Source organism: Pseudomonas sp. ChxA (assembly GCF_030263855.1).
Taxonomy (GTDB): Bacteria; Pseudomonadota; Gammaproteobacteria; order Pseudomonadales; family Pseudomonadaceae; genus Aquipseudomonas; species Aquipseudomonas fluorescens_CB.
On record NZ_JARPMK010000001.1, the window covers coordinates 2,837,566 to 2,852,029 of the forward strand.

Here is a 14,464-nt window from a genome sequence, read left to right on the forward strand (position 1 = left end):
CCGTTATGGCCACGACCCAAGTTCACCGCGAGATCCAGGTTACCAGCGTGCTCGGCGCCGATGTGTTGTTGTTTCGGCGCATGCAGGCCTCGGAAGGGTTGTCGCAGCTCAGTGACTATCAGTTGGAACTGTACAGCGAGCGCGCCGACCTGAATATTGACGACGTGCTGGCGACCCAGATGACGGTGGCGGTCGACCTGCCCAAAGGCGGCAGCCGTTACTTCAGCGGGCACGTCAGCCACTTTTCGTTCAGCACGCGCCAGGGCCGTTACTGCACCTACAAGGCGGTATTGCGCCCGTGGCTGTGGTTCCTGACCCTGGCCAGCGATTGCCGGATCTTCCAGGAACTGAGCGTGCCGGACATCCTCAAGCAGGTGTTCGCGCCCTATAGCATTGCCGATGTCGACACCTCAGGCCTGAGTGGCAGCTACAAGGCGCTGACGTACTGCGTGCAGTACCGTGAAAGCGATTTCAACTTCGTCAGCCGCCTGATGGAGCAGGAGGGTATCTACTACTACTTCAAGAGTGCCGCCGGGCGTCACACCTTGGTACTGGCCGATTCCTACGGTGCGCACGTGCCGGCGCCGGGCTATGCCCAGGTGCGTTTCATGCCCGCCGAAGACCACGCCATGCGCGAAAGCGAGGTGATCTACGACTGGCGCATGGGCGGCGATGTGGAGCCGGGCGGCTATACCTTGCAGGACTTCGACTTTGAAAAGCCCACGGCCAATTTGCTGGCCAAGTCGACGCTGGCCGGCAGCTACCCGCAATCGCGGCATGAGCGCTACGACTACCCAGGCAAATACACCGAGCGTAAAAGCGGCGAAACCTACGCGCGCACCTTGATCGAGTCGCTGCACACCGGCAGCCAGCGGGTCACCGGTGCCACCCGCGCACGCGGGCTGTTTCCCGGTGCCTTAATGACCTTGACCGAGCACCCGCGCAGCGAGCAGAACGCGCAGTTTTTGCTGGTGGAGGCGCGCTACACATTGTCCTCGGACACCTACGAGCCGACGCCACCGGCCGAGCCGGCGCCGGTGCTGAGCTGCGAGTTCGTGGCGTTGTCGCGCCAGCAGCAATTTCGCCCGCCCTGTGTGGCGCGCAAGCCGCTGATGCACGGCCCGCAGACCGCGATCGTGGTCGGCAAGCAGGGCGAGGAAATCTGGACCGACAAATACGGGCGCATCAAGGTGCAGTTCCACTGGGACCGTGAGGGCAAGCGCGACGAGAACAGTTCGTGCTGGATTCGTGTGGCCCAGGGCTGGGCGGGCAAGCGCTGGGGCGCGCTGTATACGCCGCGCATCGGCCAGGAAGTGGTGGTGAGCTTTCTGGAAGGTGACCCCGACCAGCCGCTGGTGACCGGTAGTGTCTACAACGCCGACACGATGCCGCCGTATGCGCTGCCGGAGAACGCCACGCGCTCGACGCTCAAGAGCAACTCGTCGAAAGGCGGCGGTGGTTACAACGAACTGCGTTTCGAAGACAAAAAAGGCGCGGAGCAGGTGTTCCTGCACGCGCAAAAAAACCTCGACCAGCGCGTGCTCAAGGATTCCCTCGACTGGGTCGGCGGCGACCGCCATTCCAAGGTCGACAAGGACCTTCGCGAAAAAGTCGGTGGCGACCGGCACTCGGCGGTCGGTGGCCATCGCAATGATAAGGCCACCGGCGATGTGTCGATGGCCGCCGGCGCCAACATGATCATTAACGGCGGCCTGAAGACCGGTGTGACCGCCGGCCTGGACATGTACATCAAGGGCGGCGCCAACGTGGTGATCGAGGCGGGCGCGACCATCACCCTCAAAGTCGGCTCGACGTTCCTGACCCTGACCCCGGCAATGATCGTCGCTTCGATCATCCCGCTGCCGCTGCCCGAGGCTGCGTCGGCCGCCACCGCCCTGGCCCTGACGGCCGCCACTGGGCCGGCTGGCGTGCCGCTGCCGCCCAAGGAGGCCGACGATGGCCAGTAACCCTTTCTGGAGCCCGCTATGAACCTGATCCTGCTGGTTAACAGCTATCGCGACCAACCGATGCCCGGCGAAGTGATCTGCCGCTTTACCGAGGCCGGTGGTTCCATTGGCCGTGGGCCGGACAATGACCTGACGCTCGATGATCCCGGCAAATATATCTCGCGGGTGCATGCGCGCATTGAGCTGCGCGGCGAGCAGTTCTACCTCATCGACACCGGCAGCAACCCCAGCCTGGTCAACGAACGCCCGTTGGGCAATGGCCGCGAACGGTTGCTGGAGGAGGGCGATCGCCTGGTGATCGGCGATTACGCGCTGCAAGTGCGCCTGGAGCAGCCACAGGCGCCGGCGGTTGAAGACGACGCCCTGGCCACACGCATCCTGCCACCGCTGTTTGTGCCGCCACCACCGCCGGTGGCCGTACCGTTGCCGCCGCTGGAAGTACCGCAACCGTTGCTGCGCGACCCGGAGGTGGTGGTGCCGGTGTTGTTGCATGACGACTTGGCCGGTGCGCGCATTCTGGAGGGCAATTCGCTGTTTGATGGGGCGATGCCGCTGTCCGATCCACTGGGCTTGAACCCGGCGCTGACCCCGGTTTTTCGCGGCACCGAAAGCGACCATGTAGCACCGCAGATGCAGGCCTTCAACTCGCCGTTGTGGCCGTCGGAGCCGCAGGTGATCCCGGATGATTACGACCCACTCCTCGGTGTGTCCACATCCCCTGTGGGAGCGGGCTTGCCCGCGATGGCGATCCTCGATAATGAGGTGATTCAGAACCACTGCACCGTCCCTGAAACCACCAGTGATAGCGCGGTGCTTCAGGCTCTGCTATGCGGCCTCGGCCTGCCCGACCTGCACACCACCCGCACCCCCACCGAACTTGCCCAACTGGTCGGCGAAATGCTCCGCGCCGCCACCGGCGGCACCATGGATGTACTTATGGCGCGCGCTTTGACCAAACGCGAAAGCCATATCGACATGACCATGATCGGTGCCTATTCCAACAACCCGCTCAAATTCTTCCCCGACGCCGACAGTGCTCTGACGCAGATGCTCAATGCTGATTCGCCAGCCTATATGCGCCCGGTCAAGGCCATGAATGCTGCGTTCGAAGACCTCAAGGCGCATGAACTGGCGGTGATCGCCGGTATGCGCGCAGCGCTCGGTGCGGTGGTACAGCGTTTCGACCCGGCGCGGGTGGAACAACGCCGCACCACCCACGGCGCGCTCGACAAGTGGATGCCGGCGCGGCGCAAGGCGCGTTTGTGGGACCGCCTGGTGGAGCGTTACGAAGATCTGGCGCGGGACGCCGATGAGGATTTGCAGCGGTTGTTCGGTGAGCTGTTTTCCAAGGCTTATGAAGAACAGGTGGCGCGGATGAGGCAGTAAGGGGCCGCTACGCAGCCCAGCGGGAGCAAGCTCCCTCGCCACAACAGCCGGCCCATGTTGAGAGAAGAATTTATGTCCTGGAATAACAAAGTAGTCTGGTCCGAAGGCATGCTCTTGCAGCCCCAGCACCTGCAACAGCACGACCGTTTTCTGCAGACCCAGCTGCAAGCCCGTGTGGCGACCTTGCGTGCTTATGGCTGGGGCTTTTCCAAATTGGAAATCGACCCGCAGCAGTTAGCCATGGGCAAGCTGTCGCTGCTCGCGTACAGCGGTGTATTGCCTGACGGCACGCCCGTGGGCCTGCCGTTTGACGATGAAATGCCGCTGCCGCTGGAGATCCCGGATGACGCCCGCGACCTCAAAGTGGTGCTGGCCTTGCCGAGCCTGCGCCCCGGAGTGGTGGAGGTCGACAATAACCCAGGGTTTGAAAATTTCGCCCGCCATCGCAGCAGCGAATACGAGGCCTGGGACAGCAATGGCCTGGACAGCAGTGCGTTGATGAGCATCGGCAAGTTGCGCCTGCGCCTGGCCTTTGAAGGCGATGTGGCTGACGCCTACAGCGTGCTCGGCATCGCCCATGTGGTGGAAAAACGCGCGGACAAGAGCGTGGTGCTCGACCGCGAATTCTGCCCACCGTGCCTGTATATTCGGGCGGCCGAGCGCTTGCGTGCGTTTGTCGATGAACTGTTGGGGCTGGTGCAGCAGCGAGTCGAAGCCTTGGCCTCGCGTTTGACGCGCCCGGAGGGCAGCGGCGCGGCGGAAATCGCGGACTTTTTGCTGTTGCAACTGCTTAACCGCAGCCTGCCTGTGGTGCGGCATTTGTCGGCAATGAGCGGCTTGCACCCTGAGCAACTGTACCGTGATCTTGTCGCCCTGGCGGGTGAACTGGCGACCTTTACCCGTGACGACAAGCGCGCCGCGGCGTACCCGGTATATCGCCACGCAGCGCTGGCGCAGACCTTCGCCCCGGTGATGCTCGACTTGCGCCGCGCCTTGTCGACGGTGATGGATGTACGCGCCATTGCGATCCCGCTGGAAGAGCGTCAATACGGCATTCGCGTGGCCGTGCTGCCGGACCAGGAATTGCTGCGCTCGGCCACCTTCATCCTGGCGGTACAAGCGCAGATGTCCGCCGAAAGCGTGCGCAACGGCTTCCCGCCGCAGGTCAAGATCGGCTCGGTGGAGAAGATCCGCGACCTGGTCAACCTGCAACTGCCGGGCATCGGTTTGCGCCCGCTGCCAGTGGCGCCACGGCAGTTGCCGTTCCACGCCGGCTTTACCTATTTCGAACTCGATCGCAGCAGCGAATATTGGCAACTGCTGAGCCAGTCGGCCGGCTTTGCCATGCACATCGCCGGTGTGTTTCCGGGGCTGGAGATGCAGTTCTGGGCGATCCGCAACTAAGGCAAGGTGACTTACGTGAACGACACTTTTGATGGCGGCCAGGACCCGGACCGCACTTTGCTGATCCCAACGCCTGGTGGGCGCCGGACTGCGGCGCCGACCCATGTCGTCGGCGATGTGCAAAGAGCCGCGCTGGTGTTTCATGGCCAGGGGCTCAACCCGCTGGTGCGTGCGGCCAACCCGTTGCTTGACCTGGTGGTGCCATTGCGCACCCTGACGAGCGTGCCCGACCTGGAAAGCCTGCGCCAGCGTTTGATCCAGGCGGTGCAAGCCTTCGAGGCTCAGGCGCGGGCCAGCCAAGTGGATGTGGAAACCGTCGCGGCGGCGCGATATGCACTGTGTACGCTGGTCGACGAAACCATCGCCAGCACCCCATGGGGGGCTGGCGTGTGGGGCAGCCGCAGCCTGTTGGTGACCTTCCATAACGAAGCTTGGGGCGGTGAAAAGTTCTTCATGATCCTGCAGCGCTTGAGCCAGGATCTGCGCACCCATATCGATGTGCTGGAGTTGATGTACCTGTGCATGGCCCTGGGGCTGGAGGGTCGTTATCGCGTGTTGGATCGCGGGCTGGATCAGTTGGGGTTGCTGCGCGAGCGGTTGCTGCAATTGATCCACCAGCAGCGTGGCAACCAGGAACAGGAACTCTCACCCCGCTGGCGCGGCGCCGAAGCCCCCCAGGCGTCGATGCTGCGGCGGGTGCCGTTGTGGGTCATGGCCTCGGTGGCGGCGGTGGTGTTGCTGAGCGTGCAACTGACCTACAGCTGGCTGCTCAACCGTGCCTCCGACCCGGTGTTTGCCCAGTTGGGTTCGATCCGCGTGGCTTCGCCGCTCAAGGTGGCGGTGCCCGCCACTGCGGCGCCGGTGCGTCTGGCCGGGTTCCTCGCACCGGAAGTAGCGCAAGGGCTGGTGGCGGTCAAGGACGGCGCCGACCGCTCAGTGATCACCCTGCGTGGCGATGGCGTATTCGCCTCGGGCAGCGCCGAGGTGTCGAGCAACTTTGACGGCTTGCTGGCGCGTATCGGCGATGCCCTGGCGACGGTGCCGGGGGATGTAGTGGTGGTCGGGCATACCGACAACGTGCGGCCCTCGGCGACCTCACGGCTGGGCTCCAACTTTGACTTGTCCCAGGCGCGGGCCAAGACGGTTGCGCGCTTGCTTGCCCAGCGTGCCGGGCCGGCCGAGCGTTATCGCAGCGAAGGCCGGGGTGAAACCGAGCCGCTGGTTCCCAACGATTCGGCGGCTGATCGCGCGCGCAACCGCCGCGTTGATATCACCGTGTTGATCCCTTCCCAGGCGCAATAGCCATGAACTTCTCTACGTTTTTTTCGTTGTTATGGTCCCCGGTGGAGCGCTTTGTCCTGTGGCTGCTCAAGCCGTGGTTGCTGGCGTTGATCGGCGTGGCCTTGTTGTCGCTGCTAGTGTGGTACGAAGGCCCGCTGCTGACGTTCAACGGCAGCGAGCCGCTGGCGCCGGAGTCCCGTCGTTGGGGCTTGATCGCATTGTTTGTGCTGGTGTGGGCCGGCTACTTTGCCTGGCGCCTGTGGCGCGCCTGGCGTGCCAACCGTGGCTTGATGGCGGGTGTGGCCGAGGCGCCGGTGGTGGCGCCGGGTGTGCGTGAAAGCCAGGTCGAAGTGGCTGAGTTGGGCGAACGCATGCGCTCGGCCATGGCGGTGCTGCGCAAGGCCAACCCTGGCTGGAAGATGAGCGGGCAGTACCTGTATCAACTGCCGTGGTACCTGTTTGTGGGCGCGCCGGGCAGCGGCAAGACCACGGCGCTGACCCATTCCGGCCTGCAGTTTCCGCTGCGCGAAGCCATGGGTTCCGGCGCTATCGGCGGCGTGGGCGGCACGCGGCATTGTGATTGGTGGTTTACCGATGAAGCCGTATTGCTCGACACCGCCGGGCGCTACACCACCCAGGACAGCTACACCGAGGTCGATAAAGCGGCCTGGGGCGGTTTTCTTGATTTACTCAAAAAGTACCGCCGCCAGCGCCCGGTCAACGGCGTAATCGTGGCCTTGAGCGTCAGCGACCTGCTGCAACAGACCGAGGCTCAACGCCAGGCCCAGGCGGTGGCTATTCGCGCGCGCATCAATGAGCTGTACGAGCGCCTGGGCTTGCGCTTTCCGGTGTATGTGATCATCACCAAGTGCGACTTGCTCGCCGGCTTCTCGGAGTTTTTCGAGACCTTTGGCCGTGATGAACGCGCGCAGGTCTGGGGCGTGACGTTCCCGCTGCCACAACCGCCGCAGCCGGACATGGGGCTGGCGTCATTCCCGGGCGAGTTCGATGCCCTTGAGCGTCAGCTGCAACGCCGCGTGCTCGAACGTTTGCAGCAGGAGCGAGATCTGTCACGCCGCGCGTTGCTCTACAGCTTCCCGCAGCAGTTCGCCGCCCTCGGCGATGGCCTCACGCGCTTTCTCAATACGGTGTTCGAAGCCAACCGTTATCAGGAACCGGCGTTGTTGCGTGGCGTGTATTTCACCAGCGGCACCCAGGAAGGCAGCCCGATTGATCGGGTGCTCACCTCGCTGGCGGCGTCGTTCGGCTTGGGCCGCAAAGTGCTCGCGCCCAATGTGGCCAGCGGGCGCAGTTACTTCATCACGCGGTTGCTGCGCGAGGTGATTTTCAAAGAAGCCGGGCTGGCCGGGGTCAATCATCAGGAAGAGCGTCGCCGGCGTTTGCTTGGCCGCGCCGGGCGGATGACGGCGGCGGCGCTGTTTGTCCTGTTGCTGGCGGCGATGACCATCAGCTACAACCGCAACCTGCAGTTGATCGCCGATGCGTCGAGCGCCGCTACCCAGGTCGCCCAGTTGGCTCAGGCGCTGCCAGCCGAAGGCGATGTGCTGGTGACGTTGGCACTGCTTAACGCCGCCCGTGCCTTGCCCAGAGGTTACAGCGATGGCGACAACAGCGTGCCGCTGCTCAGCAGAATGGGCCTGTATCAGGGCAACAAGCTCGGCGCGGGTGCAGTTACGCTGTATCGGCGCCTGCTGCGCAGCACACTGCTGCCGCACATCGTCGCCAATATGGAAAACGCACTGCGCCGTGGCGATGCGAGCAACCAGGAATTTCTGTATGAAACCCTGCGTGCCTACCTGATGCTCGGTGAGCGGCAGTTCTTTGATGCCGCCTCGGTGCAGGCCTGGGTCGATGTTGACTGGCGTCGCGAGTTGCCCCAGGCCACTGCGGCGCGGCTGCAGCAATTGTCCGATCACGTGGCTGCGTTGCTGGAAGCTGACGATGAAGCAGAACCGGTGCAACTCGACAGCGCGCTGATCGCCAAGGTACGCCTGGCGCTGGCCGGTATGCCGGCGTCCCAGCGCATCTACAATCGGGTCAAGCGCCTGGTAGAGCAGCAGCACTTGCCGGAGTTGAGCGTCAATAGCGCGGTGGGGCGGGACGTATCGTCACTGTTTACCCGCGCCAGTGGCGAGCCGTTGTCCCGTGGGGTCAGTGGTGTGTATCGCATCGCCGGTTACCGTCAGTTGACCGACTTGACCCCGCAAGCCGTGACCGACATGGCCAAGGACAGTTGGGTGCTCGACCGCCAGGAGTCGGCGCCGATTGCCGGCGGCAACCCGGCCATGCAGGCGGCGGTGCTGCAGTTGTATTACGCCGACTACATCCGTCTATGGGACACCTTTCTGGCGGATGTGCATGTGACGCCGCTCACCAGCCTGGGCCAGGCGTCCCTGGTAACCAACGCCTTGGCCGCCACTGATTCGCCGCTGCGGGCGTTGCTGCAAGCAGTGTCAAAGGAAACCACCTTGGAGGGCGCCTTGACCTCGGCGGCCAGCAAAGACACCGATCAACGCGTGCGCGACAAGATCGCCGCGGCCACCCAGAAGCTGCAAGCGGCACTGGGTGCCGATAACCCGGCGCCGGTGGCGGACGCTTCGGCCAACCCGGTGGACCAGCATTTCGCCGCGCTGCACCGTTTGGTCGGCAGTGGCACTGGGCCGCAACCGCTGGACGACGTATTGGTTGCGCTGAAGGACGCCGGGCAGTTTTTCGACAGTGCCGATGCGGCGCGTCGCAGCGCCGCGCCGGCCCCCTCCAACGAAGTCTTGGGGCGTTTGAAACGTTCCGGCGATACCCAACCTGCGCCTTTGGCGGGCGTATTGCGCGATGTGGAATCCGCTGGCTCCGCGCTGACCTTGGGCAATGAAAAGGCGCGCTTGAATGCGCTGTGGGAAGCCACCGGCGCACCCTTTTGCCGGGTGGCCATCGACGGGCGCTATCCGTTGGTGCGCAGTTCCGGGCGCGATGCCACCGCCGATGACTTCGGCAAGTTCTTCGGGCCTGGAGGCTTGATGGACGATTTTTTCAGCAAGAACCTCGCCGCCTATGTCGATATGAGCGGCAGCCAATGGCGCTGGCGCTCCAGCGGGGTGACCGCGCTGAATATTTCCCAGGATGTGCTAAACCAGTTCCAACGCGGCGCCAGGCTGCGGGATATGTTTTTCGTCGCCGGTGCGCGTCAGCCATCAATGCGTTTTGATCTGAAAACCCTGAGTGCCGACCCGGCGTTGACCAAGGTCACACTGGATATCGATGGCCAGCCGGTAGTGTACGACGCGGGCAGCGTGGCGGATTTCACCAGCCTGTCGCTGCCGAGCGGCAAGTCCGGCGGCCTGGTGCGCCTGGACGCCACGCCGGCATTGGTCAGCCCGCTGCGCAGCGATGGCCCTTGGGGTTGGTTGCGGATGATGGACAAGGCCGCGGTCAGCGCCCAGGGCGAACAACTGCAACTGACCTTCAACCTGGAAGGCCATCGGGTGACGTACCTGTTGCGAGCCAGCAGTGTGATCAATCCGTTTCGCCGTGATGGCGCCGAGCAATTCCATTGTCCTTCCAGCTTTTAAGGATCAGCCATGCATGGATTTTTCGGCAAGGTCGCAAGCCATGGGGATTTTGTCAGTCGCCGTTTGCCCCCAACGTTTTTGCAACCCTGGGATGCATGGCTGCAGGGCGGTTTGCAGTGCAGTCGCGAGCGGCTGGGGTCACAGTGGCTCCAGGTTTACCTGTGCAGCCCGATCTGGCGCTTTGCCTTGGCGGCGGGTGTCTGTGGTGAGCAGGGATGGGCGGGCGTGATGATTCCCAGTGTGGACCGGGTGGGGCGTTATTTTCCGTTGACCCTGGCCTGCGCCGGGGAGGATGTGCCGCTGCTTGCTCGGCTGGAAGGCGATGCTTTTTGGTATGGCCGGTTGGAGTGTCTGGCATTGTCGGCATTGAATGAAGGCTTTTCCCTGGAGGCTTTCGACGAGGCGATGCTGGGGATGGCATTACCAGGAGGCTGGCCGCCGGCGAGCTACGCCAACAGCGTGGCACCGCCGGCGCGGTGGTTTGCTTTGCCCGACCCTGAGCATATCGGCGACGGCATGCCGCAACTGAGTGCCCAGATCGAACCGCTGGCGCGCCATTCGCTGTTCTGGACCGAGGGCTCGCCATGCGTAGCGCCGTCACTTTGGGTGGGCGAGGGGTTGCCAGACAGCGACACGTTTGCCGATATGCTCGGTGGATTTGGTGTGCAGTAAGTTTTTGGGCGGTAATGTTTTTTTGTGGTGAGTGGACTTGTTGTGGCGAGCGGGCTTGCCCCGCGTTGGGCTGCGAAGCAGCCCCAAAACCTGCCGGCCGGGGTTATTCAGGAATACCGAGGTGGCTTTATTGGGAGCGCTACGCACTCCAACGCGGGGCAAGCCCGCTCGCCACAACAAGCCCGCAAGCCACAATAAGTCCGCTCGCCACAACGAGCGGGCAAGCCATAAGGTGATTCTTCAGCCTAGCGCAGCGAGCTGCGCCACGGTTTCCGGAAAGCGTGCCACCAGCCGAATCAAGGTGGTGGCCTGGGCGTTGGGCTTGGCGCGGCCTTGTTCCCAGTTTTCCAGGGTGCGTACGTTGGTGCGCAGGTACATGGCGAACACCGAGCGCGAGAGGTTGAGCTGTTGGCGCACGGCGACCACTTCTTCGGCGCTCAGGGGTGCCAGGTTGTTGAGATGGACCTTGTGGGTCCGCAGTGTGACTTTGCCTTGGCGTTCTTCGGCCAGGGCGTCGAAGCCTTCGACCAGTTCGGAAAAGATTTCACGTTTCATCATGTGTTCTCGCTTTGATTTCCCTGTCCAGCATGTGTTTTAGGGCTTTCTTGTGGTTGGGCGTAAGGTCGTCCTGTTCGTGTTTGCCGTACAGGGTGAACAACCAGAATTGCGTGCCGCCCGACCACCAGTAGTAAATGACCCGCAAGCCCCCGCGTTTGCCTTTGTTGCGTCGCTCATCGACGAAACGGACCTTGCGCAACCCGCCGGTTCCCTCGATCACGTCGCCCGCTTGCGGGTGCTTCATCAACTCCTGTTGAAAGCCTTGGAATAGCTCGTCACTCAGATAGTCCCTGCGATGCCGTTCAAAGGCCGGCAACTCGATAAATAGAGCATCCATGTTCTGTACGTAGCCTGCGTATAGTGTGGTGGCCCACGCGCCCGGGGTCAAGTGACCTGGCTGTGGGAACTTTCCTAAAACACAATCACCATACGGCTAGGTTCAGCGGCTGGATGCCAGACAAAGAGGTAGAGGAGGAAGGAAATTTCAACGCACAGGGGAGGGTAAAAGAATTGAAACTCCAGAAACGCAAAACGGCGCCCGAAGGCGCCGTTTCGTTTACTGCATCAAGCTAAGCGATCAAACGCCCAGTACCGCGTGCTGCACCAGGGTGAGCAACGGTTGTGGGTACACGCCCAGGAAGAACGCGAGCAGGGCGATGGCCAGCAGCATCACGCCGCCTGCCTTCTGTTCCCAGTGCAGCTCGGCGTCTACGCGGCGCAGGTTTGGCTCGATCAGGTACAGAGTGACCATCACGCGCAGGTAGTAGAACACGCCGATGGCGCTGCCCAGTACCAACGAGGCAACCAACCACCATTCGTGGGCTTCAACACCGGTGGCAACGATGTAGAACTTGCCGATAAAGCCTGCGGTCAGCGGGATACCGGCCAGGGACAGCATCATCACGGTGAGCACGGCGGTCAGGTACGGACGGCGCCAGAACAGGCCGCGGTATTCGTACAGGGCGTCGGCGTCACGGCCTTTGAACGGCGAGGACATCAGCGTAATCACGCCGAATGCACCCAGGCTGGTGATCACGTAGGTAACCAAGTACACGCCCATGGCTTCCACGGCCAGGCCTTTGCTCGCCACCAGGGCGATCAGCAGGTAGCCGAAGTGCGCGATGGAAGAATAACCGAGCAGACGCTTGAGGTTGTTCTGGGTCAGGGCCAGCAGGTTACCGAACAGGATCGACGCAATGGCGATCACGGTCAGCACGGTGCTCAGCACGCCGGTGTTGGCCGCAGGCGAGATCTGGAACAAACGCACCATCACCGCAAACACGGCAACCTTCGACGCCGTGGCCAGGAACGCGGCCACTGGCGCCGGGGCGCCCTCGTACACGTCCGGGGTCCACAGGTGGAACGGTACCAGGGACAGCTTGAACGCCAGGCCGATCAGCATCATCGCCAGGCCCAGTTGGGCAATCGGCGCGGGCATGTTGGTGGCCGCCAGGGCGTGACCGATACCGGTGAAGCTCAGGTTGCCGGCCTCTGCGTAGAGCAGCGCCATACCGAACAACAGGAACGCGGAACCGGCCGCCGACAGCACCATGTACTTGATGCCGGCTTCCAGGGAGCGCTTGTTGAAGAAGGCATAAGCCACCAAGCCGTAGGTCGGGATCGACAGCAGTTCCAGGCCGATGAACAAGCCGGCCAGGTGCTGAGCGCTGACCAGCACGATGCCACCGGCCGCAGCCAGCAGAATCAGCAGGTACAGCTCTTCCTTGTTGCCAGGGTAGCCGGTGCCGCCTTCGCCGAGGTAGGCGTGGGCGAGAGTGACGCAGGCCAGGGTGGCAACGAGGATCAACGCGATGTACAGCAGCGCGAAGTCATCGACCATCATCAGCGGGGTCACGGCCAATGGCGCGACCTTGAGTGCCGGGATGATCGACAGCAGGGCCAGGTTAAGACCGGCACACGACAGCAGGAACGTTTGCGAGTGATTGCGGCGCCAGGCGATTGCCAGCATCACCGCCACAACGGTGAGGCTGGTAATCAGCAGCGGCGCAAGCGCGATAAAGTGTTGGATCGTGAATTCCATAGCGCTCTTACCGGGCCGAAGCGAGTTGAGAGAAGGCGGTGCCGATCCACTGCTGCACGCCATGCATCGTCGCGGCAGAAGTGTCCAGGAACGGTTGCGGGTACACACCGATGTAGATCAGCAGCACCGCAAGGCCGAGCACCATGATCAGTTCGCGAGCATCCATCCCTTGCAGGACGGTGTCGGACTTGGCCGGGCCGAAGTAGGCGCGGTGGATCATGATCAGCGAGTAAACCGAACCAAACACCAGGCCCGAGGTAGCAATAGCGCTGATCCACGGCGTGTGTACGAACGAACCCATCAGGATCAGGAACTCGCCGATGAAGTTACCGGTGCCCGGCAAGCCCAGGGATGCGGCGGCGAAGAACAGGCTGATGGCCGGCAGGTACGCGATGCGCGACCACACGCCACCCATTTCACGCATGTCACGGGTGTGCAAGCGCTCGTACAGCTGACCACTGAGGATAAACAGTGCGGCGGCCGAGACACCGTGGGCCAACATCTGGATCACCGCGCCTTGCAGCGCCAGTTGGCTGCCGGAGTAGATGCCGATCAGTACGAAACCCATGTGGGAAACGGACGAGAAGGCAATCAGACGCTTGATGTCGGTTTGCGCAAAAGCCAGGAATGCACCGTAGAAGATCCCGATCAGACCCAGGGTCATGGCGATCGGCGCGAACTCGGCCGAGGCATTCGGGAACAGGGGCAGGGCGAAACGCAGCAGACCATAAGCAGCGGTCTTCAACAGGATACCGGCGAGGTCGACGGAGCCTGCGGTCGGCGCCTGGGCGTGAGCATCAGGCAGCCAGGAGTGGAACGGCACCACCGGCAGCTTCACCGCGAAGGCGATGAAGAAGCCCAGCATCAGGATGTACTCGGTGGTCAGCGACATCTTGGTTTTCAACAGGTCGGCGTAGTTGAAGGTAATCACGCCAGTGGTGTTGAAATTGACCAGTACCAGACCCAGGATCGCCACCAACATGATCAGGCCGGAAGCCTGGGTGAAGATGAAGAACTTGGTCGCCGCGTAGATCCGGGTTTTCTTGCCGTCCGAAGAACTGTGACCCCAGAGCGCGATGAGGAAGTACATCGGCACCAGCATCATTTCCCAGAAGAAGAAGAACATGAACAGGTCCAGCGCCAGGAACACGCCGACAACGCCGCCCAGGATCCACATCAGGTTCAGGTGGAAGAAGCCCACGTGACGCTGAATTTCTTTCCAGGAGCAGAGTACCGAGAGGATACCCAGCAAGCCGGTCAGCAAAATCATCAACAGTGACAGGCCGTCGAGGGCCAGGTGCACGTTGATGCCGAAGCGCTGGATCCACACGTGCTTGAATTCAAGCGCGAAGGTTGGATCGACACCCGGTGCCGGAGCGAATGAATAGTCACCGTGGGCCCACAGCCAGAGGCCGAGCGCGAGTTCCAGGGACATGGTCAGCAACGCAATCCAGCGGGGGAGGGTGGCGCCGAAGCGTTCACCCATCCAGCAGAGCAGGCCGCCGATAAAGGGGATCAGGATTAGCCAGGGCAGAATCATGACGGGCTCGTTTCCTTTTGCAAGTTCG

10 protein-coding genes are annotated in these 14,464 nt (G+C 62.7%); 6 read left to right on the forward strand and 4 right to left on the reverse strand.

Going from position 1 to position 14,464, the window contains the following annotated elements; all coding sequences use genetic code 11:
* Positions 1-5: 5 nt before the first annotated feature.
* The 6 genes from P5706_RS12755 to tagF all read left to right on the forward strand — a co-directional run bounded on the left by P5706_RS12755 (position 6) and on the right by tagF (position 10,297).
* A complete protein-coding gene (locus P5706_RS12755; RefSeq protein WP_285679459.1) occupies positions 6-1,967 on the forward strand; it encodes a type VI secretion system Vgr family protein in 1,962 nt (653 codons plus the stop codon).
* A gap of 18 nt (positions 1,968-1,985) precedes the next feature.
* Entirely contained in the window at positions 1,986-3,353 is a 1,368-nt protein-coding gene (gene tagH, locus P5706_RS12760; RefSeq protein WP_285679460.1) for a type VI secretion system-associated FHA domain protein TagH, read from the forward strand.
* 72 nt (positions 3,354-3,425) lie between these two features.
* Positions 3,426-4,757 (forward strand): type VI secretion system baseplate subunit TssK, encoded by a 1,332-nt coding sequence (gene tssK, locus P5706_RS12765; RefSeq protein ID WP_285679461.1) that lies wholly within the window; start codon positions 3,426-3,428, stop codon positions 4,755-4,757.
* 15 nt (positions 4,758-4,772) lie between these two features.
* On the forward strand, positions 4,773-6,059 hold the full coding sequence (gene icmH / locus P5706_RS12770; protein ID WP_285679462.1) for a type IVB secretion system protein IcmH/DotU: 1,287 nt from the start codon (positions 4,773-4,775) through the stop codon (positions 6,057-6,059).
* A gap of 2 nt (positions 6,060-6,061) precedes the next feature.
* Positions 6,062-9,625: a type VI secretion system membrane subunit TssM gene (gene tssM, locus P5706_RS12775; protein WP_285679463.1), complete on the forward strand. Its 3,564-nt coding sequence runs from the start codon at positions 6,062-6,064 to the stop codon at positions 9,623-9,625.
* Positions 9,626-9,634: 9 nt separating this feature from the next.
* Complete coding sequence (gene tagF / locus P5706_RS12780; RefSeq protein WP_285679464.1) at positions 9,635-10,297, forward strand: type VI secretion system-associated protein TagF; 663 nt, start codon at positions 9,635-9,637, stop codon at positions 10,295-10,297.
* A 240-nt stretch (positions 10,298-10,537) separates the two neighbouring features.
* On the opposite strand, the gene P5706_RS12785 is transcribed toward tagF, so the two are convergent.
* From P5706_RS12785 to nuoM, 4 genes are all read right to left on the reverse strand, one after another.
* Positions 10,538-10,852 (reverse strand): helix-turn-helix domain-containing protein, encoded by a 315-nt coding sequence (locus P5706_RS12785; protein WP_017137525.1) that lies wholly within the window; start codon positions 10,850-10,852, stop codon positions 10,538-10,540.
* Entirely contained in the window at positions 10,842-11,192 is a 351-nt protein-coding gene (locus P5706_RS12790; protein WP_200431841.1) for a type II toxin-antitoxin system RelE/ParE family toxin, read from the reverse strand. The genes P5706_RS12785 and P5706_RS12790 overlap by 11 nt, the downstream gene beginning before the upstream one ends.
* 240 nt (positions 11,193-11,432) lie before the next feature.
* Positions 11,433-12,896, reverse strand: a complete 1,464-nt coding sequence (gene nuoN / locus P5706_RS12795) for an NADH-quinone oxidoreductase subunit NuoN (protein ID WP_017137523.1) — start codon at positions 12,894-12,896, stop codon at positions 11,433-11,435.
* A 7-nt stretch (positions 12,897-12,903) separates the two neighbouring features.
* Positions 12,904-14,436, reverse strand: coding sequence for an NADH-quinone oxidoreductase subunit M (gene nuoM / locus P5706_RS12800; RefSeq protein WP_138814940.1), 1,533 nt, complete (start codon positions 14,434-14,436; stop codon positions 12,904-12,906).
* Between the last annotated feature and the right edge of the window lie 28 nt (positions 14,437-14,464).

What these genes read in the sequence shown, in the direction of transcription:
- P5706_RS12755 (WP_285679459.1), top strand. Translation starts at nt 6, where the DNA reads ATGGCCACGACCCAAGTTCACCGCGAGATCCAGGTTACCAGCGTGCTC.
- tagH (WP_285679460.1), top strand. Translation starts at nt 1,986, where the DNA reads ATGAACCTGATCCTGCTGGTTAACAGCTATCGCGACCAACCGATGCCC.
- tssK (WP_285679461.1), top strand. Translation starts at nt 3,426, where the DNA reads ATGTCCTGGAATAACAAAGTAGTCTGGTCCGAAGGCATGCTCTTGCAG.
- tssM (WP_285679463.1), top strand. Translation starts at nt 6,062, where the DNA reads ATGAACTTCTCTACGTTTTTTTCGTTGTTATGGTCCCCGGTGGAGCGC.
- tagF (WP_285679464.1), top strand. Translation starts at nt 9,635, where the DNA reads ATGCATGGATTTTTCGGCAAGGTCGCAAGCCATGGGGATTTTGTCAGT.
- P5706_RS12785 (WP_017137525.1), bottom strand. Translation starts at nt 10,852, where the DNA reads ATGAAACGTGAAATCTTTTCCGAACTGGTCGAAGGCTTCGACGCCCTG.
- P5706_RS12790 (WP_200431841.1), bottom strand. Translation starts at nt 11,192, where the DNA reads ATGGATGCTCTATTTATCGAGTTGCCGGCCTTTGAACGGCATCGCAGG.
- nuoN (WP_017137523.1), bottom strand. Translation starts at nt 12,896, where the DNA reads ATGGAATTCACGATCCAACACTTTATCGCGCTTGCGCCGCTGCTGATT.
- nuoM (WP_138814940.1), bottom strand. Translation starts at nt 14,436, where the DNA reads ATGATTCTGCCCTGGCTAATCCTGATCCCCTTTATCGGCGGCCTGCTC.